This window comes from Sphingomonas sp. BK069 (genome assembly GCF_014193405.1).
Lineage (GTDB): Bacteria > Pseudomonadota > Alphaproteobacteria > Sphingomonadales > Sphingomonadaceae > Sphingomonas.
Genome location: NZ_JACHZH010000002.1, coordinates 398,845 through 422,422, shown reverse-complemented (window position 1 = coordinate 422,422; position 23,578 = coordinate 398,845). Strand labels below are relative to the sequence as shown.

The window sequence follows — 23,578 nt, the reverse complement described above, 5'->3', positions numbered from 1 at the left end:
TGATCTGGGTGCTCAGGATGGAGGATCACCGCACAGGATCGTAGAGGAGGAGCGGCGGACAGACGCCGGACAAGCAGAACGCCAAGCAGAAGTCATCCGCGGGCGCACAGGACCTTGCGGCTCCTGCGGGTCGCAGGCTCGGATCGGCGAGGCCAGGCGAGGAGCGGCAACGCGGAGATCGAACGACCTCCCCCTCCGCTAGCAACATCCCGTTACTTTTCGTCCGCCGCCGCGTTCTTGCTCTCGATCAACGAGGAAGCGAGTTATGGGGCGGTTGCTCACCGTGGCGCTGGCATGGGTCGTCGCGATCCTCGGCGGGTTCTTCGCGGTCGCGGGCGGGGTGCTCGCGTCGCTCGGCGGCTCGCCGTATTACGTCATCGCCGGTATCGCGATGGTGGCGAGCGGGGCGTTGCTCGGGCGCGGCCACCCGGCCGGGCGCTGGCTCTATGTCGCGGTCTGGGTCGGCACGTTGCTGTGGGCGATATGGGAGGTCGGGCTCGACGGACTGCAGCTGATCCCGCGGCTGGTCGCGCCGACCGTGCTGCTCGCGCTGGTGCTGCTGACCGGCTGGCGCCGCGGGCCGCGCGCCCGCTCGCGCGCGGTGCCGGCGGTGGCCGCGGGCGTGGCCGCGCTCGCCGGGCTCGGGCTGATGCTCGGTCACCAGGATGTCGCCGCGCAGGCGCCGGCGCCGGGTAACGGCGCGCTCGCCGCGGCACCGACCGGCGCGGCCGACGCCGACTGGCGCGACTATGGCGGCACGTCCGCGGGGCGGCGCTACTCCGCGCTGGCGGACATCACGCCGCAGAATGTGGGCAAGCTCCAGCTCGCCTGGACGCAGCGCACCGGCGACCTGCCGATGCCGGCCGAGGCGACCGAGCACAAACGCGAATATCACTCCGAATCGACCCCGATCCACATCGGCGACACGCTCTACACCTGCACGCCGCACTCCTTCGTCCAGGCGATCGACGCGACCACGGGCCGGACCAAGTGGAGCTGGCACGAGGCCGCCAAGGTCGAGGGCAACAACTATCTGGTCTGCCGCGGCGTCACCTATTTCGAGGCGCCCGCCGGCACCGCCTGCCCGCGCCGCATCTTCGCGCCGACGTTCGACGCCCGGCTGGTCGCGCTCGACGCCGACACCGGCCGGCCGTGCCCGAGCTTCGGCCAGGGCGGCGCGATCGACCTGCGCGCCAACATGGGCGTGTCCAAGCCCTCCGACCAGATCGGCACCACGCCGCCGGTCGTGGTGGACGGCCGGCTGATCATCGGCGAGCGCATCACCGACAACGTCAACCGCGACATTCCCTCGGGCGTGGTGCGCGCCTACGACCCGGTCTCGGGCGCGCCGGTCTGGGCGTGGGACGTCGGCCGCTCGCCCGACGCGATCGCGCCGCTGCCCGCCGGGCAGGTCTATACCCGCGGCACGCCCAACGTGTGGGGCGCGATCACCGCCGACCCCGACAACGGCCTGGTCTATCTCGGCACCGGCAACGCCTCGCCCGATTACTGGATCGGCTACCGCCGCCCGTTCGACGACCGCTTCGGCAGCGCGATCGTCGCGCTCGAGGCGCAGACGGGCAAGCTGCGCTGGGTGCGCCAGCTGGTTCACCGCGACATGTGGGACATGGACCTGCCGATCGGCCCGTCGCTGTTCGACTATCGCGCACCGAACGGTCAGGTGATTCCGGCGCTGATCCAGACCACCAAGATGGGGCAGGTGTTCTTTCTCAACCGGCTGACCGGCGCGCCGATCGCCGCGATCACCGAGCGCAAGGTGCGCACCGACGGCGCGACGCCGGGCGTGCGAGTGTCGCCGACCCAGCCCTTCTCGACCGGCATGCCGAGCTTCACCCCGCCCGCGCCCACCGAGGTGGCGACCTGGGGCGCGACGCCGATCGACCAGCTCTTCTGCCGCATCGACATCCGCCGCGCGCAGGGCACCGGCATCTACCAGCCGATGGGGCTCAAGCCGATCATCGGCCACCCGGCCTTCGACGGCGTCACCGACTGGGGCGGCGCGGCGGTTGACCCGGTGCGCGGGGTGATGACGGTCAACACGATGGAGATGCCGTTCAAGCTGTGGCTGATGCGCCGCGACGACCCGCGCGCGGCGAAGCTGATGAAGCAGAAGCAGGGCGGCGAGAACGCGATGCAGGCGCAGCTGCAGACGCAGTACAACACGCCGTACGTCGCGGTGGTCAAGGCGTGGGTCGGCATCTTCGGCGCGCCCTGTGTGGCGCCGCCCTGGGGTCATCTCACCGCGGTCGACCTCGGCACGCGCAAGGTGCTGTGGCGCGAGGTGCTGGGCACCGCGCGCGACACCGGGCTGTTCGGCTCGCACCTCGGCGTGCCGCTCAAGACCGGCGTGCCCAACCTCGGCGGCTCGATCATCACCGCGGGCGGGCTGGCCTTCATCGGCGCCACCACCGACCAGTATCTGCGCGCCTTCGATCTCAGCACCGGCAAGGTGGTGTGGAAGGCGCGACTGCCCGCCGGCGCGCAGGCGACGCCGATGACCTATCGCGGGCGCGACGGGCGGCAGTACGTCGTGATCACCGCGGGCGGCCACGGCGCGCTGGGGACGCGGTACGGGGATTACACGCTGGCGTACGCGTTGCCGCGGACGTGAGAAGGGGGATGTGGCGGGGTGCCGAGGTGAGGCGAACCGCTTGGTGAGGCGGTGAACTGCGGCGGCAGGCTCGTGCCCCGGCGAAGGCCGGGGCCCAGTTGGGGGCGGCTGATGGCTCGAACATGAGCCGTGTCACCCGGCGCGGGCGCCCGCCGGAGCATGGTGCGCGGGATGCTCCGCTCACTCCGATGCCGCCACCCGCGCGTCTGTCGGATCGAGGTGAGAGACGCTGGCGGAACTCACGTCGGCCTTCCCGACTGGGCCCCGGCCTCCGTCGGGGCACTGCGCCGGAAGGAAGCTCCACTCAGCCCACTGCCGCCACCCCGGCGGACGCCGGGGTCCAGCCGGGGGACGTGCGTGAGTCCCGCCGAAGCCATCCCACCTGAGCCCCGGCGTGCGCCGGGGCGGTCTCGTGGGTCGGGACCCGCTAGCGGCGCAAGAGCGTCGCCCGGCTCAGAACACCGCCGCGACCAGCTGCCGGAAGGCGTCGCCGCGATGGCTGATCTCGTTCTTCGCCGGCTCGTCCATCTCGCCGAAGGTGGCGTCGTGCCCGTCGGGGCGGAACACCGGGTCGTAGCCATGGCCCTTGTCGCCGCGCGGCGGCCACACCAGCGTCCCGTCGACGCGGCCCTCGAACCACTCGACGTGGCCGTCGGGCCAGGCCAGCGCCAGCGCGCAGACGAAATGCGCGGTGCGCGGCGCGTCGGGCAGCGCGGCGAGCTTGTCCTCGACCAGGCGCATCGCGTGGCCGAAGTCCTTGCTCTCGCCGCCCCAGCGCGCCGAGAAGATGCCGGGATCACCGTTCAGCGCGTCGACGCACAGCCCGCTGTCGTCGGCCAGCGCGGGCAGCCCCGACAGGTCCGCCGCGGCGCGCGCCTTGAGCTCGGCGTTCATCACGAAGGTGGTGCCGGTCTCCTCGGGCTCGGGCAGGTCGAGCTCGCCCGCGGAGACGACGTCGAGCCCGCGCCCCTCGAGCAGGGCGGCGATCTCGCGCACCTTGCCCTGGTTGTGGCTGGCGATCACGAGCTTGCCCGGGGCGAGCTTGCGGATCGCCTGCGGCTCCTTCCCCTCGCCGCTCACGCGACCGCCTTCGCCTGCGCGGCGAAGATGTCGGTGCAGCCGATCCGCGCCAGCCGCAGCAGGCGGAGCAGCGCCTCCTCGTCATAGGTGGCGTGCTCGGCGGTGGCCTGCGCCTCGGCGATATGGCCGTTCTCGAGCAGCACGAAATTGGCGTCGGCGTCGGCGTTCGAATCCTCGTCGTAATCGAGGTCGAGCACGGGGTTGCCCTGGTAGATGCCGCACGACACCGCCGCCACCTTCTGGCGGATCGGGTCGGCGGCGAGCTTGCCGTCGCGGAGCAGTGCGTCCACCGCGAGCCGCAGCGCCACCCAGGCGCCCGAGATCGAGGCGGTGCGGGTGCCGCCGTCGGCCTGGATCACGTCGCAGTCGAGCGTGATCTGGCGTTCGCCGAGCAGCGCCATGTCGGTGACGGCGCGCAAGCTACGGCCGATCAGCCGCTGGATCTCCTGGGTGCGGCCCGACTGCTTGCCCTTGGCGGCCTCGCGGCTGCTGCGCGTGTGCGTGGCGCGCGGCAGCATGCCGTACTCGGCGGTGACCCAGCCCTGGCCCTTGCCGCGCAGGAACGGCGGCACGCGCTCCTCGACCGAGGCGGTGACCAGCACCTTGGTGTCGCCGAAGCCGATCAGCACCGATCCCTCGGCGTGGCGCGTGAAGCGCGGCTCGATCGTGATCGCGCGCATCTGGTCGGGGGTGCGGCCGCTGGGGCGCATGAAACTCTCCTCAAGCTCGGACGGTGCCGGCCCTAGCCGCGTTGCCGCCGCCGCGCCAGCGGGTTGCGGGGAGGGGAAGAACTCCCTCCCCTTCGGGGGAGGGCGGGGTGGGGCCTCGCCGCGGATGCTTCGCTTGAGGAAGCGCCCCACCCCGGCGCTCCCCTGAAGGGGCGGGAGAACTCCGCTCTTCCGCCCTATCGCTACCGTCCGTAACGCGCGGCGAAGTCGCGGTCGGACATCACGAGGTAGCGCACCATGTCGACGATCGAGAGCGGCACCGTCACCAGCGCGCCGATCACGGTGAAGGTCAGCACCGCCATGATGATCCCCGAGGTGACCCGGCCGAGATAGAAGCGGTGGATGCCGAAGATGCCGAACAGGAAGGCCAGTACCGCGGCGATATATCTGTTGCGATCGGTGGTCGGCGCCGGCGCGGCGGCGGCGGGCAGCGCCGCGGCGGCCGGCGCGACCGGCACCGGGAAGACGTTGCGCGCGCGCCCGGCCGCCGCCTCGAAGTCGACCAGCTGCCCGCGCATCGGCTCGCCGTGCTGCGCCCAGTCCTCGGGCGCGAAGGTGTAGCGTTCGCCGTCCTCGCCCGCGACCAGCCCGTCGCCGCTGCGTACGTCGACCCCGAGTATCTGCCCGCGCATCCGTGACTCCGTCGTGTCGCGCCGGTGTTCCCGCAGCCGCGCGCGAAAGGCAAGGGAGGAGCCGGGGGGGCACTGTCCCACCCGCGTCGTGCTCCCGCGCCGCGCGCGCTTCGTGGCCCCGAGCTCGCGAGCGCAGGAGCACGGAAGGAGGAACCTACAGCAGCAGTTCCTGCGGCGTCATGCGGCCGACATGGCCGCCGCCGCGGCGTCGCGCCATCTCGGTCTCGGCGGTGTAGCGCACGTCGGGGTCGCGGTCGGTGAGGAACTTGACCAGGCTCTCCTCCTCGATCTCGCGCCACTCCTTGCCGCGGTCGGGGCCGTAGCGGACGCGCGGCAGCAGCCCGGGCTCGCTGGTCCACTGGATCAGCTGCGCGACCGAGGCCTCGTTGAGCTGGTCGCGCAGGTGATGCGCGGTGACATAGGCGTCGGGGAAGGCACGGTGCGCGGGCAGGCCACGCTCATGTTCCAGCCCGGCGGGCTTGCGCCAGTAGCGCAGCACCTGGTTGGAGAAGCTCGGGCTGTCGGGCCACAGCCGCAGCGCGCACTTCCAGGTGCAGATCCAGTCGGCGCCATGGGTCAGCGCGGGGGTGCAGAACTGCTCCTCGAAGGCCGAGCGGTGCGCCGCCAGCGCGACGCGGCGCGGATAGGGATCGAGCACCTGCCGCGCGACGTCATGCCACCACGGCGCGTCGGCGACGTCCTCGTCGCGGATATGGTGCACCGCCTGGGTGATCGCGGGCATCGGCCGGCCCGGGTTGACGAGGATGTTGCCGCCCTCGCCGTACAGCTCCCACCGCCCGTCCGCGCCGAGCGCGACGTCCTGCCAGCCGACCTCGCACACCGCGTGCGCGGGCGGGGCGGAGCCGGTGGTCTCGAGGTCGATGACGCGGACGATCTGCGGCTGCGGGCGACGGGCGTAGCTCATGTGCCGCGCTATGTGGGGCGGCGGCGGGGGGATTGCCAGCGTGAGGTGGGAGGGCATGTCCCTTGCCCCTGCCGTCATCCTGAGCTCGTCCCAGGATCCACCGGGCAGCGCATCCCGGCGGTAATGGCCACGAGCGACGGTGCCGCGAGCATGTCCGTCGCCGCGGCAGCCGCGCGTCTTGCTGATGGCTGATCGCTCCGCGCTAACCCGTGCGCGCGTGCTGAAATCGGTGGCCCTGCGCTCCGGCGTTCGCCGGAGCATGCTGACAGTCGGGAAGAGGTAGGTCGAACGCACTCGCGGGGGCGCGTGCGGACGAGTGGATCCTGAAACGAGTTCAGGATGACGGCACGGGGGGAGCGGTGAGCGCCTTGGTACCAGCGACGCCGGTGCGGGGCGGCGGGCGCAGCGCTCCGGATCACCGCGCCGGCCTGCCGCCTCAACTCACCGCCGGAACGGGTCCTCGAACGGCGAGACCGGGCCGCGCAGCTCGCCCGCCTCGGCCGCCTCGGCGTCGCGTGCGGCCTGCTCGCGCTCGGCGCGGAGCGAGGCGATCAGCGCCTCGCGGTCGCCGTCGAGCCGCGGGTCGTTGGCCTGCTGCTCGATCCCCGCCGCCTTGGCCGCCTTGGCCACCGCCGCGTCGAGCTCGCGCTGCGTGGTGAGGCCGAGCGTGACCGGGTCCTTCGGCGTGATGTTGCCGATGTTCCAGTGGCTGCGGTCGCGGATCGCGGCGATGGTGGTGCGCGTCGTGCCGATCAGGTTGCTGATCGCGCCGTCGCTGATCTCGGGGTGGTTGCGGATGATCCAGGCGATGCCGTCGGGCTTGTCCTGGCGCTTGCTGACCGGCGTGTAGCGCGGACCCTTGGTGCGGCGTACCTGGTCGGGGCCCTTGGTCATCTTCATGCGATAGGCGGGGCTGGCCTGCGCCTTGTCGATCTCTTCCTGGGTCACCTCGTGCGCGCGGACGGGGTCGCGCCCGGTCAGCTTGGTGGCGGCGGTGTCGTCCGCGATCGCCTGGACCTCGAGGATGTGCAGCCCGCAGAAGTCGGCGATCTGCTCGAACGAGAGCGAGGTGTTGTCGACCAGCCAGGAAGCGGTGGCGTGGGGCATGAGCGGCTGGGCCATGCGGAATACTCCATAAATGCAAAGGGCCGCCCCTTCCCGGAGCGGCCGCCTGTTGCCGAACGACTTAGTGCCTGGCGCGCGCGAGGGCAAGCGGGCGTGGAGGCGGGCCCAGGTGGCGACGGGCGAGCCCGCTAGGGTGCGAGCGCCTCGATGATGCGACAGTCGGCGACGGTGCCGCCGCCGCACGACTCGATCACGGCCTTGAGCTCGCGGCGCAGTGCGATGAGATCGGCGATCTTCCGTTCCACCTCGCGCAGATGCTCGTCCGCGATCCGGTCGATCCCGGCGCAATCGTTGCGTCGGTCGTCGGCGAGGCCGAGCAGCGCGCGGACCTGGTCGAGCGAGAAGCCGAGCGCGCGCGCGCGGCGGATGAAGGAGAGGCGGCCGAGCGTTCCCGTGCCGTAGATGCGATAATTGCCGGCGCTGCGCGGCGGCCGCGGCAGGAGCCCGATCCGCTCATAGTAACGCACCGTCTCGACCGTGGTGTCGGTGGCCTTGCCCAGCGCGCCGATCGTGTAGGACATGGCTTGACCCCGTAGCTGCTACAGACCCTAGATGGAGCGTCACCGGACGAAGACGAGGTGACGACATGGCGGGCGGTTGTTGCGGCGGTTGTTGCGGCGGATGTGCGGTGGCGGCGGTGCGGCAGGACGACCGGCCGTGGCGGCGTGCGCTGTGGATCGCGCTGGCGCTCAACGCCGGCATGTTCATGATCGAGATCGCGGCCGGGGTCTCGGCGGGATCGGTGTCGCTCAGGGCGGACGCGCTCGACTTCCTCGGCGACACCGCGAATTACGCGATCAGCCTGGGAGTCGCGGGATCGGCGCCGCGTTGGCGGGCGCGGGCGGCGCTGGCGAAGGGCGGCTCGCTGCTGCTGCTCGGCGCCTGGATCCTCGGCAGCACCGTCTGGATGGCGCTCCGCGGCACGCTGCCGAAGGCCGAGACGATGGGCGCGATCGGCGCGCTCGCGCTGGTGGCCAACCTGCTCTGCGCCGCACTGCTCTGGCGCCACCGCCACGGCGAGGCCAACCGCCGCTCGGTGTGGATCTGCTCGCGCAACGACGCGATCGGCAACGTCGCGGTGGTTGCGGCCGCGCTCGGCGTGTTCGGCACGCGGACGGCCTGGCCCGACATCGCCGTCGCGGCGATCCTCGCCGGGCTGGGGCTGTCCGGTGGCGGGCAGATCATGCGACAGGCGCTCACCGAGCTGCGCGAAAATCGGTCCGTGCCGGCAGCGGACGCGAAGGTCGGCGAGACCGCGTGACGGCGGCACGGAGGCGCGGTGACGTCGGCGCGGTCGGAGGCGTCACGCCCGCGCCGTGCGGGGAGCCATAGGCGAAAGGCTCGTCGCGCTCTGGTTCGCCCGGAGCATGATCCGCCACGTTCGATACCCGAGACAGCGCCTGCCCCAGCAGCAGTCCAGTGCCGCGAACGCCGTTCTCGCAGCGCTGGGCTCCGGCGTCGCCGCGACACGCTTCAGCGTCGATGGATCGAACCTTACGCCACCATCCGCAGCGTCGCCCCGAACGGCGCGAGTGCGTCGAGGAACTGGCGCGCGCTCGCCGCCCAGGTGAAGCCCGCCCCCGCCGCCGCGCAGGCGGCGCGGTCGAGCGTCAGCGCGCGCGCGATCGCCTCGTCCAGCCGCTCCGCCATCGCGCCGGTGGCGGCGGCCAGCACGTCGACTGGGCCGGGCACCGGATAGGCCGCCACCGGCGTGCCGCACGCCAGCGCCTCGATCATCACCAGCCCGAACGTGTCGGTGCGGCTCGGGAAGACCAGCACGTCGGCGGCGCGATAGGCCGCGGCGAGGTCGTCGCCGAACAGCGTGCCGAGGAACAAGGCGTCGGGAAAGCGGCGCTCGAGCGCGGCGCGCGCCGGGCCGTCGCCCACCACCACCTTCGTGCCGGGCGCGTCGACGGCGAGGAAGGCCTCGACGTTCTTCTCCACCGCGACGCGGCCGACGTGGAGCAGCACCGGCGCGCCGCCCGCCGCCCGCGCCGCCGCCATCCGCGGCGCCATCGCGCCCTCGGGCCGGAACGCCGGGCCGACGCCGCGGCCCCAGCGCTTCACCCGCGTCAGCCCGTGCGTGCGCAGCGTGCGCTCGATCGTGGCGGTGGAGACGAGCACCGCCGCCGCGGGATCGTGGAACCAGCGCACGTAGCGCCACACCCATTCCGGGTCCGCGCCGGTGCGCGCCGCGACATAGTCCGGGAATTGCGTGTGATAGGCGGTGGTGAAGGGCAGGCGCCGGGCGCGGCACCAGCGCCGCGCCGAGAGGCCGAGCGGGCCCTCGGTGGCGATATGCACCGCCTCGGCGCCGAACGCCGTGATCCGCCGCCCCACCGCCGCGGGGGTCATCAGCGCGAGCCGGATCTCGGGATAGGTCGGGCAGGGCAGCGACGGCGCGCCGCTGGGCGAGACCACCAGCACCTCGTGCCCGCCCGCGCGCAGCTCGGCGATCACCGCCTCCAGCGTGCGCACCACGCCGTTGACCTGCGGCGCCCAGGCATCGGTGACGATCGCGATCCGCATCGCGCGCGGCTCAGGCGGCGAGCGCCGCGGGCGCGGGCACCGGGGCGGCGAGCGCGACCGCGGGGCGCTGCTCGCGCCGGCGCATCTCCTCGCCCCAGTCGAGGATCTCCATCCGCCCGTCGTGATGCTCGACCAGCGCGGTGCAGCCCTCGACCCAGTCGCCGTCGTTGTAATAGGCCACGCCCGCGATCTCGCGCATCTCGGCGGTGTGGATATGGCCGCACACCACGCCCTGCACGCCGCGGCTGCCCGCCGCCTCGGCGACGATCTCCTCGAAACGTGAGATGAACGCCACCGCGTTCTTCACCTTGGCCTTGGCGTGCTTGCTGAGCGACCAATAGGGCATGCCCCAGCGTCGCCGCACCGCGCTGACCCAGCGGTTGAGCGCCATCAGCATCGTGTACGCCGCGTCGCCGACATGCGCGAGCCAGCGGTGCGACAAGGTGATCGCGTCGAACTCGTCGCCGTGGAGCACCAGCAGGCGGCGGCCGTCGGCGGTCTCGTGGATCGCCTTGCGGCGGATCTGGATGCCGCCGAAGTCGAGCCCGGCGAACTGGCGGAACATCTCGTCGTGGTTGCCCGGGATATAGACCATCCGCGTGCCGCGGCGCGCGCGCTTCATCAGCCGCCAGATCACGTCATTGTGCGCGGCGGGCCAGTAGAAGCGCTTCTTGAGCTGCCAGCCGTCGATGATGTCGCCGACCAGGTACATGGTCGCGCTGTCGACATGGTCGAGGAAGTCGATCAGCATGTCGGCGTTGCAGCCGCGCGTGCCGAGATGCACGTCGCTGATCCACACGGTGCGGTAGCGGCGGCGCGCGCCGGTGACGTGCTCGGGCCGATGAGGCCGCCCCTCGGCGTCGAACAGATCGGCGATGTCGCCCAGCGGCAGGCCCGCAGTGAGCGCGCTGATCGAGTGAACCGTCGTCGGCATGGCAGCCCTCCCTCGCTGCCCCGTTCTACGCCGCGCATGTGACACGTGTGTCACCGCGGCTTGACGCGCGGGTGACGCTGCCGTGACGGTTCGGCGTCACGCCGAGGGGGCGGGGCGGCGCGGCGACCCGATGTGGGGGCGGGTCAGGGCGGCGTCCGCTCGCATCCTCCCGTTTCCGTTCGCGCTGAGGAGCGGCTGAGCTCGTCGAAGCTCAGTCTCGAAGCGGCGCCACAAGCGGGACGGCATGTGCTTCGAGACGGCGCTCCGACAGGCTCAGCGCCTCCCCAGCACGAACGGCGTGGCGTGGGGCGGGAACATCGCACGGAGAGGCCGAAGACGCGGCCTCGCACCTTCAGGATCTGGCCGCGGTCTCGCCCGCCCGTCCGCCCGCTCAGTCGCGGTCGAGCAGCGCGTCGGTGCCGCGGCGGACACCCTCCACCGTGGCGGCGAAGACGAGGTGCGACGCCAGCGTGTAGAGATTGCCCTTCGCCTCCGCCTCGGGCCACGGCCCCCAGCCAGCGGCGGGGACGAGCAGGTCGTCGAGCAGCAGCATCGTCATCGCGCCGAACGGCAGGCCGAAGCCGGTCGCGGTCTCGGGCCAGCGCTCCGCCGCGGCGACATAGCCAACCCCGAGTGCGGCGCCGACGCCATAGTGCATCGCGCCCCCCGCGAGCCGGCGGTACTTCTGCGTCACCGGCCGCCCCTCGACGACCTGGCTGACGCTGTCGGCGGCCTTGACCGTGGCGGGATCGTCGTTGCCGCCGCTCTGCCCCAGCGCGGGGGCGGCGGCCGCCTGGAACCGGTCCATCGCGAAGGAGGCGACAAGCCCGGCGCCGAGGCCGATCGCGACGGTGGTGAGGAGCGAGCGCATGAGGGTCTCCGATGGTGGCGGAGGGCGCAACGCGCGAGGGCGGGGAGCGGGTGCGGGCAGGTGCGATCCTCCCCGCTTGGCGGAGAGGACTCAATCCTCCCCGCCAAGCGGGGAGGGGGACCAGCCGCAGGCTGGTGGAGGGGGCTTTCCGCGAGCGCAGCGCCTCGTGGATGAGGCTCCCCTGCCAACGCTGCGCTGCGTGGCCACCCCCCTCCACCACCGCGCTGCGCGCGGCGGTCCCCCTCCCCGCCGTGCGGGGAGGATCTCAGCGCCTGATGACTCAGTCCGTCAGAACTTCCACCCCAGCGTCGCCTGCACGGTGCGGCGGTTGCCGTACCAGCACCATTGGTAATTGGCGAAGCAGGAGGTGAGATAGCTCTTGTCGAAGATGTTGGTGGCGTTGACAGCCAGGCTCAGCCCGCGCAGCCCCGGCGCCGCGGCGCCGAGGTCGTAGCGCACCAGCGCGTCGTAGACGGTATAGCCCGGGCTGTTGCGCGGCCCCGCCGCCGCCTCGCCGAAGCTCGGCGTATAGACGCCCGCATAGGCCTCGTCGGCGTGGCGCAGCGCGCCGCCCAGCGTCAGGCCGGTGAAGGGGCCGCCGGGCGCGGTCCAGTCGAGGTTGACCGAGGTGCCGCCGCGCCCGACCGTCTCCAGCCCGCGGCCGACGCGCGACGGATCCTGCGGGTCGCTCGTCACGCGCACGCGCTGGCGGCTGAAGGCGCCGCGCACCGTGAAGCCGTGGCCGAGCGGCGCGAAGCCCTCCAGCTCGACGCCGGTGGAGCGCACCTCGCCGGTCTGCCGCGACACGGTGAAATCGGGTGTGGAGGTCAGCACGTTGGTCTGGTCGATGCGGAACCAGGCGGCGCTGAGCAGGATCGGCGTGCCGGGCACGCTGAACTTGGCGCCCGCCTCGATCTGCTTGCCGAGCGACGGGTCGGGCAGGCCGGGCGTGCCGTCGTCGCGTAGCACCTGGCCGCTCTGCGGCTGGAACGAGGTGGAATAGCTCACGTACGGCGCCAGCCCGAACGGCAGCGTGTACAGCGCGGCGGCGCGCCACGTGAACTTCTCGTCGCGTTGCGTCGACCCGGACTGGGTGCGCTCGCGCGCATAGGCCCAGTCCTGCCGCCCGCCGAGCGTCACGCGCAGCGCGCCGAGCGAGAGCTGGTCCTGCGCGTACACGCCCTGCTGGCGCTGGCGCGTGTCGTAATTGCCGCCGAACGGGGTGGGGACCGTCGCGGGGGTCTGCGGCGTCGCGACCGTGCCGTAGACCGGCTGATAGACGTCCAGCGCCGGCGCGCTGCCGAAGGCGTAGAGCTCGGTCGAGTGCGCCACCTGGCGGTCGACGCCGATCAGCAGCTGGTGCTCGATCGGGCCGGTGCGGAAGGCGCCGCTGAGCTGGTTGTCATAGGTCCAGTTGTCGAGCTCCTCGTCGGTGGCATAGGAGGCGCGATTGTAGACGCGCAGCCCCGCGTCCGCGGGCGCGCCGCTGACGTAGATCAAGCCCAGCCGCGCGGTGACGTTCTGGTAGCGGCCCGAGGCGCGGAAGCTCCATCCGCCGCCGAAGTCGTGGCGGAAGATATAGGTGCCCGACGCCTGCTCGCGGCGCCAGCGGTTGCCCGCCTCGCCGCCGTCGAAGCGAGTCGACAGCCGGCCGTTGGGATTGTCGATCAGCGTGCCGAGCGCGGGGAACACGCCATAGGCGCCGTTGTGCGGATCGTGCGAGTAATTGCCCAGCAGCGTCAGCGTGGTGGCGCCGCCCGCGCCGAGCGTCACCGCGCCCGAGATGGTCTGGCGCTCGCGCCGGCTGAAGCGCTGCTGCGTGTCGGCGCCGTTGACGCTGCCGTAGACGCGCCACAGCACGCTCTCGCCCGCGCGCCCGCCGATGTCGGCGTCGACGCGGTAGAGGTCGAAGGTGCCGTAGCTCGCCGCGACCGCGCCGTAGAGCGGCGCGTCGACCGGCAGCTTGCTCGACTGCGCCACCAGCCCGCCCGGCGAGGACTGGCCGTAGAGCACCGAGGCGGGGCCCTTGAGCACCTCGAACCGGTCGAGCCGCGACACGTCGACCTGGGGCGAGACATAGCCGGTCGGGCTGCCGAACTGGCGCAGCCCGTCGAGGAACACCGCGGCGTCGAAGCCGCGCAGCTTGAACTGGTCGTACACCTCCGCGCTGGAGCCGCGCGTCTCGGGCGTGACGCCGGCGACGAAGCGCAGCGCCTGGTTGAGGTTCTGCAGCCCGAGCCCGGCGATGTCCGCGGCGGTGACGACGCTGACCGACTGCGGCGTCTGCGCCAGCGGCGCGCTGCTCTTGGTGGCGGAGGAGGCGATGTCGCGCGTCTGCACCCCGGTGACGACGACGTCGTCGCCGACCTGCTGCTGGTCGGGGGCGGCGGTGGTGGCGGCGGAGTCGACGGCGGCGTCGGTCGCGGCGGGGACGAGCGGCGAGTCGGGCGCGGCGGCGAGCGCCGGGAGCGGGCAGAGCGCGCTGGCGGCGAGCAAGGCGCGGACGAGACGATGATGCATGTGAGAACCCCTTCCGATCTGGGCTCTATCGCTTGTGCGAACGAGTATCAATAGCTTGTCACGAGTGTTGGAGCCGTCGCGAGCGCGGGCGTCCGCCCATCTGCGTCAGGAAAAGCGACACCGATCCTGCCAGAAAGGTCCGATCCGGACTCTCTTTCATCGTGCTCGCCGGCGTGCTATAAGGGCAGAGGAGCGGGATCGTAGCGACCGCCGCTTCTTGTCGACCAAGGCGTCTAGAGTTCACGCAGAAACTGGTCGCGCGTCCTGGCCGATCATCCATGAACTGGAGATCGTCATGAAGCATTGTTCGATAGTGATCGCCGCGGTCTGTGCGTCGTTCCCGTCGACCGCCCCGGCGCAGCCGCCGCAGGGAGAGGTGACGGTGAGGGGAGACCAGCTGCCACGCGAACGCTGGGCCGCCGCGGTGACGCGGCGGCTCGAGGCGGAGCTGCTGCGACAACACGAGCCGCTGTGGACGAACGATCCCGCGTCGGGCGGCATCGTGTCGGTCCGGTTCACGCTGAACGAGCGCCATCGGCCCGTGGCCCCCACCCTCGCGCGGACCTCGAAGGACCGTCGGTTGGACCGAGTCGCGCTGCGTGCGATCGGCCGGTTAGGCGAGCTCCCCGCGCTCGCGTGGGGCGCGGGTGCGGCCCCGACGGTCCAGGCCAATATCATCTTCGCCTCTGATTACCTCGACTACAGGAACAAGCTGACATTGCTGCGCAGGGAGATCCGCCTCGCGCGCGCGACGGCCGGACCGGAGCGGCTCGCCGCGGTCGTCATGATCGGGGCGGCGGCGAGCTGATCGCCCGCTCGGCCACGTCCCGCCGCGCCGCGCGGCAGGGCGTGGTCCGGCACCGCCCGGTGTGCTGGGGTGACGCCGCTCGGTATCGGCGGCCCGACCGCCATGGGACGGCTTGTGCCGCTGCCGGCGGCTGGGTATGACGCCGCTCGTTCCATCCGGCGGGATGCTGGAAAGCCAACATAGCGGACGTTGGAACGGCCGGTGGGAAAAGCCAGAAAGCGGCGCCTTCCCGCGGGTATGCGGGTATAGCACAATGGTAGTGCAGCAGCCTTCCAAGCTGAATACACGGGTTCGATTCCCGTTACCCGCTCCACCCTGGAGTGGAGCGTCGCGGCGGCGAGAGCTGATCCACCGGGCGAACCGTTTGAGTATCGCGAGGAGCGGCCGCTCCGCTTCCGAGTTCGCCGATCGAAACATCAGGCAGTGATGCTCAGCTCCCCCTACAGGACAGCTCTTCGCCAACTCACGTGCTCGGCAACCGGAGCCAGGTCCTCGATCCCGTATGACGCAAGAGGACCGTGTGCTAGCCTCAAGTGCCACCACAACCGTCGAGCCCGACAGCGGGATCCGAGGAGTGCGAGATGCGTCAGTGGATTGTGTCAGCCGCGGTCGGCGCTGCCTTCCTGGGCTGTGGCTCAGGCGCCGCGAGCCCAGCGCAGGGCGTGGCGTCGGGCATCTATGGTGGAGACCTACGGAGCGACCACGCCTTCGAGGCGATCGACAGCGCGACCGAGGGCCTTCCCAACTCGACACGGATCACCGCTCGCATGAGGCTGCGCAAGTCTGTTGCCGTATCCCGGATCAGAATATCGACCGCAGGGGATCGGATCGGGATCGCTTATGATGCCAAGGCACCCATCACCCTCTGGATCGGTGAAGAGCCGGTCACGTGGAAGCTGACCGACGTTCTTGTCTTTCAGGTATCGGCAAGAAGGGATGGTGACGCGCTCTCCATAAGGTTCCGCGGCGAGGACAGCGATCGGACGACCACCTATCGCACCGTCGGTCGGGATCTGGAGGAAGAGACCACCATGATCGTCCCGCATCTCTCGACACCGATCGTCTTCAGGCGGGTCTTTCATCGAGAGACCTGACAGGTTCCCGTAAGCCCCCCTGCATCCGTCGCGCGCGCGCCCGCGTATCTCCGCGCGTAACAGGAGAGCGGCCGATGCCCGAGCCAGCGCGAGTCGCGCGCAGCATCGCGATCGGGGGCGGGCGGCGCGTGGTGCTTTACGCCCCCGCCGCCGAGGATGACGCGCGCGCGCGCAACCTCGTCTGCCTCGATCGCGCCGGGCGCGTGGTGTGGCGCGGCGAGCTGCCGCCCGCGGCCGAGCCCGACCGTTTCGTCGCGGTGGAGCGCGACGGCGACTCGCTCCAGGTCGAGACGCTCAGCGGGCGCCGCCTGTCGATCAGCCCCGGCACCGGGCGCGCGCTCGGCTGAGCGGCGCCGCCGGCGGCGAGACGACACTTGACAGCGCGACGCTGTTCGCGTACAAAGCATGAACATCGAGATGATGTGAGTCGGGCCGGGCGGTTCGGGGGCGAGGCTCCCGCCGCGCCGGCCCGTTCGCGTTTCAGCGGGAGATCGGCGATGCGGGGCGAACGCTCGGACGGGGCGGGGACGCGCGCGCGTGCGCCCGACGCCCGCGCAGCAGGGGGCGAGGCCGCGACGTTCGCGCTCGGCGGCGCCGCCCGCTCGGCCGGCGGTCGCGCGGCGCCCTCAGCCGCCGCCTCCGAACCGTTCGTGCCCGGCGGCGCGGTGCGCGCGGCCCCGCTCGACGCCGTCACCCGCGCGTTCTTTCTCGACCAGCTCGCCATGCTCGGCTGTCCGGCGCGCGCCGCGGCGGCGGTCGGCGTCGCGCTCGTCTCGGCCTATGCGCTGCGGCGGCGCAACGCGCGCTTCGCCGCCGCCTGGCGCGACGCGCTCGCGATCGGGTATGAGCGGCTCGAGGCGGAGGCGCTGCGCGACCTGCTCGAGCGCGAGACGCCGCTCGATCTCGCCGCCGCGCTGGCGCTGCTCGACCGCCACCGCGCCGCCGCCGCCGGCGCCGTGCCGGTCGCGCCGCCGCGCGCGGCGCGCCGCCAGCGTGACCCGCTCGGTCCCGCCGGGGCCGAGCTGGCGCGCCGGCTGAAGCTCTATGCCGGCGTCACCCCGCGTGTCCGTCGCGCCCCGGTGTCGCCCGCGGCGGCCGCCGAGGTCGACGCGGTCGAGCGCGCCGCGGCGGCGGACTGGGACGAGCGGGAGGAAGCGGTCGCCGTCCCCGCCGACCGCGACGCGGACGTCGGCGCGGACGCGGTGGCCTCGAGCGCAGGCGCCGGCGCCGCCGAAAGGGCCGGTTCCGACCCGCGCGTCGACACGGACGCGGCGGGCAGGGGCACAGGCTCCGATGCGCGCGCCGCTCCGGCCACGGACAGTGTTGCTGCCATCGCCTCCGAGTCGACGCCGGACTCATCCTGTTCTGCCGCCCCCGCGGGGGCGCAGGAGCCTCGAGCGCCGCAAGTGGCGATCCTGCTCGATCCTGGGGCGCCGCCGCCACGAGCGCTCTGCGACAGCGTCGCTGCCGCTCCTTCCCTCCATGGTCTTCCGGCGCACGCGGGAGGCGAGGGTCAAGCAGACCGCCGACGGGCGACGTCCAACCCTCCCGGGCTCGCGCAAGCGCGGGAGCACGACGGGACGATCCCGCCGCGGGAACAGGATCCGTCCGACGATCGACGCGGACACGTTCACGAGGCTTCGCCGAACGCCGGGTGGCCCACAGCCGCGGACCCGTCCGTCACCGCGATCTGCTCGGCGACGCACGAAGCGCGGCCCAAGCGGTCGAGCGCGTCGGAAGAACGGGAGAACCGCTCCGCCGTCAATATCCCCGTCCGCCCGCTCGGTTCGGTCGCGCCGCTGCGAGCGGCGCCGCCCGTCGCGGTCGGTGCCGCCGTCCCCGACATTCCGCCAGCCGGGTTCGACGCCCGCGACGGTGCGCGCCGTTCCGCCTGCCCGGCTGCAGCGCCGCCCCACGGCGTCAGCGCCGCGCCGCGCCCGCGGGTGTGGGCATGACCGCGCCGCTCACCCGCTCGCTGCGCGCGCTGCGTCGGTTCGATCCCGCCGACGCCGCGCCGGTGTTCGAGACGCTGGACGAGGCGACCCGCCGCGCGCTCGTCGCCGACTGGGCGAGCTGGGCGCATCCGGGGCAGCTCGCGCCGGACGGCGACTGGCGCGTGTGGCTGATCCAGGCCGGGCGCGGCTTCGGCAAGACTCGCGCCGGCGCCGAGTGGGTCGCCGCGATCGCGCGCGCGCGGCCGGAGGCGCGGATCGCGCTGGTCGGCGCCACCGAGGACGACGCGCGGCGCGTGATGGTGGAGGGGCCGAGCGGGCTGCTCGCGGTGGCGCGGTACGCCGGCGGTGCGGTGTGGCGGCCGAGCCTGGGCGAGCTGCGCTTCGATGGCGGCGCGGTGGCGCAAGTCTATTCCGCCGCCGCACCCGAGGGGCTGCGCGGCCCCGAGCATCATCTCGCCTGGGCCGACGAGCTCGGCAAATGGCGCGGCGCCGCCGCCTGGGACAATCTGATGCTGGGGCTGCGGCTCGGCGAGTCGCCGCGCACGCTGGTGACGACGACGCCGCGCGCCACCGCGCTGCTGCGCCGCCTCGCCGCCGCGCCCGACACCGCGGTGACGCGCGGGCGCACGCGCGACAACCCGCATCTGCCGCGCGCCTTCGTCGCCGCGGTCGCGGCGCAGTACGGCGCGACCCGGCTCGGCCGGCAGGAGCTCGACGGCGAGCTGATCGAGGACGTCGCCGGCGCGCTCTGGCCGCGCGCGCTGCTCGAGCGCCAGCGCGCCGCCGCGGTGCCGGTGCTGGTGCGCGTGGTGGTGGGGGTCGACCCGCCCGCGGGCAGCGACGGCGACGCCTGCGGCATCGTCGCCGCCGGGCTGGGGCGCGACGGCCACGGCTATGTGCTGGAAGACGCGAGCGTGACCGGCGCCAGCCCCGAGCGCTGGGCGCGCGCGGTCGCCGCCTGCGCCGCGCGCCACGCCGCCGAGCGCGTGGTGGCCGAGGCCAACCAGGGCGGCGAGATGGTGGCGCAGGTGCTGCGCGCCGCCGACGCCGCTTTGCCGCTGCGGCTGGTCCACGCCACGCGCGGCAAGGCGGCGCGCGCCGAGCCGGTGGCGGCGCTCTACGAGACCGGACGGGTATGGCACGCGCGCGCCTTCCCCGCGCTGGAGGACGAGCTCGCCGGGCTGGTCGCGGGCGGCGGCTACGAGGGTCCGGGCCGCTCGCCCGACCGCGCCGACGCCTGCGTCTGGGCGCTCACCGCGCTGCTGCTGGGCGAGGGCGGGGCGGTGCGGGTGCGCGTGCTGTGAGGGTGAGCGGCGTCGGGCGGCTTGATCCACGCTAAGGCCGGGCTCGCGGCGCGGTGGCAGGATGCGCGGATGATGGAACGTGTCTTCGCCGCGCTCGCGACCCGGATCGCGTCTGCCTCGGGCCAGCCGGTGACGTTCGCGCTGGCGCTGGCAACGATCCTCGCCTGGGCGGTGACGGGGCCGATCTTCGGCTGGTCGGACACGTGGCAGCTGATCATCAACACCGGCACCTCGCTGGTGACCTTCCTGATGGTGTTCGTGATCCAGAACTCGCAGAACCGCGACGCCGCGGCGGTGCAGGCCAAGCTCGACGAGATCATCCGCGCGCTCGACCAGGCGCGCGGCGAGTTCATCGGCATCGAGCATATGACCGACCGCCAGATCGAGGCGATCCGCGCCGCGCTGGAGAAGGAGGCGGGGCACGAGCCGGGCAAGGTCGGCACCGTCGACGACAGCGTGGAGACGCTGCTGAAGCGGCGGTAGGTAGCGACGCGCGGGCCGCGGTTCTCCTCTGCGTCGGTCACGGCGGGAACAGGACCTGCGCCGCGTTGACCGTGGCTCGCCTGACGTCGCTATGACCGCTCCTTCGTCATCCCTGCGAAGGCAGGGATCCATACACGCTGACGTGGCGGCTTCCTTGACGGTCCACGCGTCTGGATCCCCGCCTGCGCGGGGATGACGGTTGAGGAGAGGCGGTGACGACCCCTTACTTCGTCATCCCTGCGAAGGCAGGGATCCATACACGCGGACGTGGCGGCTCCCTCGACGGTCCACGCGTCTGGATCCCCGCCTACGCGGGGATGACGGTTGAGGAGAGGCGGTGACGACCCCTGTCTTCGTCATCCCTGCGACGGCAGGGATCCATACACGCGGACGTGGCGGCTCCCTCGACGGTCCGCGCGTCTGGATCCCCGCCTGCTCGGGGATGACGGTTGAGGAGAGGCGGTGACGACCCCTTACTTCGTCATCCCTGCGACGGCACGGATCCATACACGCTGACGTGGCGAGTCCCTCGATGGTCCACGCGTCTGAATCCCGCTTCTGCGGGGATGACGGTTGAGGAGAGGCGGGGACGACCCCTTCCTTCGTCATCCCCGCGCAGGCGGGGATCCATACACGCCGACGTAGCGGCTCCCTCGACGCTCCACGCGTCTGGATCCCCGCCTTCGCGGGAATGACGGTTGAGGTGGGGGCGCGGGTGACGGTCGCGGTCGGCGCGGGGATGACGGTCGGGGGAGGACGGTCGAGGTTCGGGCGGGAGTGCCGGTCGGGTTGGCGTGGTGCGAACGGCCGCGACATGCCGGTCCGGATCGGCTTGGCGCGCGCCCCGTGCCGCCGACGCCGCCGCTTGCCGCACCCGTCCCGCGGCCCGCCTCCGGCGCGGTCACCACCGCCGCCCGCCGACACCGCCGACACCACCAATCGAGGAGACCCTTGCATGGCCTGGTTCCGCAAGACCGCGCCCGCCCCCGCGGCGGCGCGGCCGCCGCTCGCGCGCGCGTCGGGCATCGCCGCGCCGCCGCCGCCCGCCGCCTGGCCGCAGGGCTATGAGGCGCAGGTGCGCGCGGGCTATTGCGGCAACGCCATCGCGCAGCGCGCGGTGCGGCTCGTCGCCGAGAGCGTCGCCAGCGCGCCGCTCGCCTGCGACGACGACGGGCTGCGCGGGCTGATCGCCGCGCCCGGGCTGCTCGAGACCGTCGCGGCGCAGCTGCTGCTCCACGGCAACGCCTTCGTCCAGCCGCTGCGCGACGCCGACGGCACACCCGCCGCGCTCTACCCGCTGCGGCCCGAGCGGGTGAGCGTCGAGCTCGGCGCCGACGGCTGGCCCGCCGCCTTCCTCTACCGCGTCGGCGCGCGCGCCACGCGGCTCGCGCCCGAGGCGGTGATCCACCTGCGCCGCTTCCACCCGCTCGACGACCATTACGGCCTGGGCTGCCTCGGCGCCGCCGCGCCCGCGGTGGCGATCCACAATGCCGCGGCGGCGTGGAGCAAGGCGCTGCTCGACAATGCCGCGCGGCCCTCGGGCGCGCTGGTGTATGACGCGCGCGACGGCGCGGCGCTCTCGCCCGACCAGTTCCGCCGGTTGCGCGACGAGATGGACGCGGGCTTCGCCGGCGCGAGCAACGCCGGCCGGCCGCTGCTGCTCGAGGGCGGGCTGACGTGGCAACCCCTCAGCCTCACCCCCGCCGACATGGACTTCGCGGGCACCAAGGCGGCGGCGGCGCGCGAGATCGCGCTGGCCTTCGGGGTGCCGCCGATGCTGCTCGGCCTGCCCGGCGACTCGACCCATGCCAATTACGCCGAGGCCAACCGCGCTTTGTGGCGGCTGACCGTGCTGCCGCTCGCCGACGCGATCCTCACCGGGCTCGCCGCCGGGCTGGCGCGCTGGTGCGGCGACGCGACGGTGCGGGTCGACCTCGACCGCGTGCCCGCGCTGGCCGAGGACCGCGAGCGGCTGTGGCGGATGGCGGCGGCGGCGGACTTCCTCACGCCCGAGGAGAAGCGCGCGATGGTGGACTGGCAATGAGCGCGGCGCACGACGAGGGCAGCGCCGCGGTGCTGGCGCAGCTGCTCGCCCAGCTGGCGGCGGAAGGCGCCGACCCGGCGGGGCTGCGCGCGGTGGCCGAGCAGGCCGGCGAACTGGGCGCGACGCGCGCGCTCACCCGGCTCGGGCTCGCCGACGCGGGCGCGGCGGGCGACGTCGCCGCACTGCGCGAGCTGCTTCAGACGTGGCGCGCGGCGAAGCGCTCGGCGTGGCGCGCGCTGCTCGGCTGGGTGACGCGGACGCTCGGCGCGCTGCTGCTGCTCGGGCTGGCGATGCGGCTCGGCGTCGACCTCGGCGGGGACGGCAAGTGAGCGGCGGCCTGCGCTGCGGCGGCTTTGCCGCCGTGTGGGACCGCGTCGACCGCGCGGGCGACGTGCTGCGCGCGGGCGTGTTCGGCGCCGCCCCGCGCCTCGTGCCGCTGCTGTGCCAGCATCGCGGCGCGCCGGTGGGGGCGCTGCTGCGGCTCGAGCCGGACGCGCGCGGGCTGCTGGTGGCGGCGCGGGTCGACGACGCGGCGGTGGCGCGCGCGGTGCGCGGCGGCGCGTTGCCGGGCTTCTCGGTGGCGTATCGCGCGCGGACCGTGCGCCAGGGCGCGCACCGCGCGATCGTCGCGGCCGAGCTGGTCGAGGTCAGCCTCGTCGCGGTGCCGATGCAGCCCGGGGCATTGGTCGACTGGTGGGCGGGCGACCCGCCCGCGCTCACGTCCGGCACGCTCGGCACGGCGCCGTCGTGACGCTCCCGCGAGGACGCGGGGGAGCGACCGTCTCAGCGTCCCCGTCGTCGCTCGACGCCGCCGCCCGTGCTCACGAGCGCGACGGCTCCATCACAGCCTCACTCACCCCCAAGAAGGAGACCGACCATGACCGACACCGTCGACGCGCGCCCGCTGCTGGAGGGCGCACGGCCCGAGGGCGACGAGGCCTTCGCGCGCTATCTCCGCACCGGCGCCACGCTGGAGACCAAGGCCTTCACCGGCACCACCGGGGAGCAGGGCGGGGTGGCGATCCCGACCCAGCTCGACGGCACGATCGACGCGCAGCTCGTCGGCCTCAGCCCGATCCGCGCCATCGCCAACGTGGTGCAGGTCGGCAGCGCGGGCTATCGCAAGCTGATCACCAGCGGCGGCACGCCCGCCGGCTGGGCCGGCGAGACCGACCCGCGCCCCGTCACCGCGACGCCGACCTTCCACGAGCTGGTCCCGCCCGGCGGCGAGCTCTACGCCAACCCCAGCGCGAGCCAGGCGATGCTCGACGACGCGCTGTTCGACAGCGAGGCGTGGCTCGCCGGCGAGATCGCGACCGAGTTCGCCAAGGCGGAGGGCGCCGCCTTCGTGAGCGGCAGCGGGGCGGGGCGGCCACGCGGCTTCCTGACGTCGCCCGCCAGCGCCGCGGCGGACGGCGCGCGCGCGTTCGGCACGCTGCAATATCTCGCCAGCGGCGCGGCGGGGGGCTTCGCGGGCGATCCGGCGGACCGGCTGATCGACCTCGTCCAGGCGCTGCGCGCGCCCTATCGGCAGGGCGCGTGCTTCGTGATGAACGCTGCCACCGCCGCGCAGGTGCGCAAGGTGAAGACGCACGACGGCCAGTTCCTGTGGCAGCCCGGGCTGGCGGCGGCGCAGCCCGCCACGCTGCTCGGCTATCCCGTGGTGGAGGCGGAGGACATGCCCGACGTGGCGGCGGGCAGCGCCTCGATCGCCTTCGGCAACTTCCGGCTCGGCTATCTGATCGCCGATCGCGGCGACACCGCGGTGCTGCGTGACCCGTACAGCAACAAGCCCTTCGTCACCTTCTACGCGACCCGCCGCGTGGCCGGCTGCGTGAGCGACAGCGACGCGATCAAGTTGCTTAAGTTCGTGGAGAAGTGAGGAGCTAACTCCTCCCCGCACGGCGGGGAGGG

At 73.1% G+C, this 23,578-nt stretch carries 22 protein-coding genes and 1 tRNA gene; 13 read left to right on the top strand and 10 right to left on the bottom strand.

The window, feature by feature from the left end; all coding sequences use genetic code 11:
- The first annotated feature begins 265 nt into the window (after nt 1-265).
- A complete protein-coding gene (locus FHY02_RS10555; protein ID WP_183921877.1) occupies nt 266-2,632 on the top strand; it encodes a membrane-bound PQQ-dependent dehydrogenase, glucose/quinate/shikimate family in 2,367 nt (788 codons plus the stop codon).
- A 453-nt stretch (nt 2,633-3,085) separates the two neighbouring features.
- Here FHY02_RS10555 and rdgB read toward each other — a convergent pair whose 3' ends face one another.
- The 6 genes from rdgB to FHY02_RS10525 form a co-directional block, all read right to left on the bottom strand.
- Nucleotides 3,086-3,712 carry an RdgB/HAM1 family non-canonical purine NTP pyrophosphatase gene (rdgB, locus tag FHY02_RS10550; protein WP_183921876.1) on the bottom strand — a complete coding sequence of 209 codons (627 nt, stop codon included), beginning with the start codon at nt 3,710-3,712 and terminating at the stop codon, nt 3,086-3,088.
- Complete coding sequence (rph, locus tag FHY02_RS10545) at nt 3,709-4,422, bottom strand: ribonuclease PH (protein ID WP_183921875.1); 714 nt, start codon at nt 4,420-4,422, stop codon at nt 3,709-3,711. The genes rdgB and rph overlap by 4 nt, the downstream gene beginning before the upstream one ends.
- Before the next feature lie 200 nt (nt 4,423-4,622).
- The gene (locus tag FHY02_RS10540; protein ID WP_183921874.1) at nt 4,623-5,072 is read right to left on the bottom strand and encodes a TM2 domain-containing protein; all 450 of its coding nucleotides are present in this window, start codon (nt 5,070-5,072) and stop codon (nt 4,623-4,625) included.
- Nucleotides 5,073-5,226: 154 nt separating this feature from the next.
- A complete protein-coding gene (locus FHY02_RS10535) occupies nt 5,227-5,997 on the bottom strand; it encodes a 3'-5' exonuclease (protein WP_132909714.1) in 771 nt (256 codons plus the stop codon).
- A gap of 441 nt (nt 5,998-6,438) precedes the next feature.
- A complete protein-coding gene (locus FHY02_RS10530) occupies nt 6,439-7,119 on the bottom strand; it encodes a DUF1013 domain-containing protein (protein WP_183921873.1) in 681 nt (226 codons plus the stop codon).
- Between the two features lie 131 nt (nt 7,120-7,250).
- The gene (locus FHY02_RS10525) at nt 7,251-7,643 is read right to left on the bottom strand and encodes a helix-turn-helix domain-containing protein (protein ID WP_183921872.1); all 393 of its coding nucleotides are present in this window, start codon (nt 7,641-7,643) and stop codon (nt 7,251-7,253) included.
- Between the two features lie 65 nt (nt 7,644-7,708).
- Here FHY02_RS10525 and FHY02_RS10520 point away from each other — a divergent pair, with 65 nt between their 5' ends.
- Nucleotides 7,709-8,383 (top strand): cation transporter, encoded by a 675-nt coding sequence (locus FHY02_RS10520; protein ID WP_183921871.1) that lies wholly within the window; start codon nt 7,709-7,711, stop codon nt 8,381-8,383.
- 233 nt (nt 8,384-8,616) lie between these two features.
- On the opposite strand, the gene FHY02_RS10515 is transcribed toward FHY02_RS10520, so the two are convergent.
- The 4 genes from FHY02_RS10515 to FHY02_RS10500 form a co-directional block, all read right to left on the bottom strand.
- Nucleotides 8,617-9,651 (bottom strand): glycosyltransferase family 1 protein, encoded by a 1,035-nt coding sequence (locus FHY02_RS10515; protein ID WP_183921870.1) that lies wholly within the window; start codon nt 9,649-9,651, stop codon nt 8,617-8,619.
- A gap of 10 nt (nt 9,652-9,661) precedes the next feature.
- On the bottom strand, nt 9,662-10,585 hold the full coding sequence (locus tag FHY02_RS10510; RefSeq protein WP_183921869.1) for a UDP-2,3-diacylglucosamine diphosphatase: 924 nt from the start codon (nt 10,583-10,585) through the stop codon (nt 9,662-9,664).
- Between the two features lie 391 nt (nt 10,586-10,976).
- The gene (locus FHY02_RS10505) at nt 10,977-11,456 is read right to left on the bottom strand and encodes a DUF1440 domain-containing protein (protein ID WP_183921868.1); all 480 of its coding nucleotides are present in this window, start codon (nt 11,454-11,456) and stop codon (nt 10,977-10,979) included.
- A 288-nt stretch (nt 11,457-11,744) separates the two neighbouring features.
- Nucleotides 11,745-13,976, bottom strand: a complete 2,232-nt coding sequence (locus FHY02_RS10500) for a TonB-dependent siderophore receptor (RefSeq protein ID WP_183921867.1) — start codon at nt 13,974-13,976, stop codon at nt 11,745-11,747.
- Between the two features lie 217 nt (nt 13,977-14,193).
- On the opposite strand from FHY02_RS10500, the gene FHY02_RS10495 reads away from it, so the two are divergent.
- The 11 genes from FHY02_RS10495 to FHY02_RS10445 all read left to right on the top strand — a co-directional run bounded on the left by FHY02_RS10495 (nt 14,194) and on the right by FHY02_RS10445 (nt 23,546).
- A complete protein-coding gene (locus FHY02_RS10495) occupies nt 14,194-14,784 on the top strand; it encodes an energy transducer TonB (RefSeq protein ID WP_183921866.1) in 591 nt (196 codons plus the stop codon).
- A 239-nt stretch (nt 14,785-15,023) separates the two neighbouring features.
- A tRNA-Gly gene (locus tag FHY02_RS10490) sits at nt 15,024-15,097 on the top strand.
- A 268-nt stretch (nt 15,098-15,365) separates the two neighbouring features.
- Nucleotides 15,366-15,878: a hypothetical protein gene (locus tag FHY02_RS10485; protein ID WP_183921865.1), complete on the top strand. Its 513-nt coding sequence runs from the start codon at nt 15,366-15,368 to the stop codon at nt 15,876-15,878.
- A 74-nt stretch (nt 15,879-15,952) separates the two neighbouring features.
- Nucleotides 15,953-16,225, top strand: coding sequence for a hypothetical protein (locus FHY02_RS10480; protein ID WP_183921864.1), 273 nt, complete (start codon nt 15,953-15,955; stop codon nt 16,223-16,225).
- Nucleotides 16,226-16,375: 150 nt separating this feature from the next.
- Nucleotides 16,376-17,833, top strand: coding sequence for a hypothetical protein (locus tag FHY02_RS10475; protein WP_183921863.1), 1,458 nt, complete (start codon nt 16,376-16,378; stop codon nt 17,831-17,833).
- Nucleotides 17,830-19,137 (top strand): DNA-packaging protein, encoded by a 1,308-nt coding sequence (locus FHY02_RS10470; RefSeq protein WP_183921862.1) that lies wholly within the window; start codon nt 17,830-17,832, stop codon nt 19,135-19,137. The genes FHY02_RS10475 and FHY02_RS10470 overlap by 4 nt, the downstream gene beginning before the upstream one ends.
- 72 nt (nt 19,138-19,209) lie before the next feature.
- On the top strand, nt 19,210-19,620 hold the full coding sequence (locus tag FHY02_RS10465; protein ID WP_183922049.1) for a low affinity iron permease family protein: 411 nt from the start codon (nt 19,210-19,212) through the stop codon (nt 19,618-19,620).
- A 955-nt stretch (nt 19,621-20,575) separates the two neighbouring features.
- Complete coding sequence (locus tag FHY02_RS10460) at nt 20,576-21,664, top strand: phage portal protein (RefSeq protein WP_183921861.1); 1,089 nt, start codon at nt 20,576-20,578, stop codon at nt 21,662-21,664.
- Nucleotides 21,661-21,993: a DUF6127 family protein gene (locus FHY02_RS10455; RefSeq protein WP_183921860.1), complete on the top strand. Its 333-nt coding sequence runs from the start codon at nt 21,661-21,663 to the stop codon at nt 21,991-21,993. Before FHY02_RS10460 ends, FHY02_RS10455 begins: the two co-directional genes overlap by 4 nt.
- A complete protein-coding gene (locus FHY02_RS10450) occupies nt 21,990-22,415 on the top strand; it encodes an HK97 family phage prohead protease (RefSeq protein WP_311731816.1) in 426 nt (141 codons plus the stop codon). The genes FHY02_RS10455 and FHY02_RS10450 overlap by 4 nt, the downstream gene beginning before the upstream one ends.
- Nucleotides 22,416-22,541: 126 nt before the next feature.
- Nucleotides 22,542-23,546: a phage major capsid protein gene (locus FHY02_RS10445; protein WP_183921859.1), complete on the top strand. Its 1,005-nt coding sequence runs from the start codon at nt 22,542-22,544 to the stop codon at nt 23,544-23,546.
- Nucleotides 23,547-23,578 lie beyond the last annotated feature (32 nt).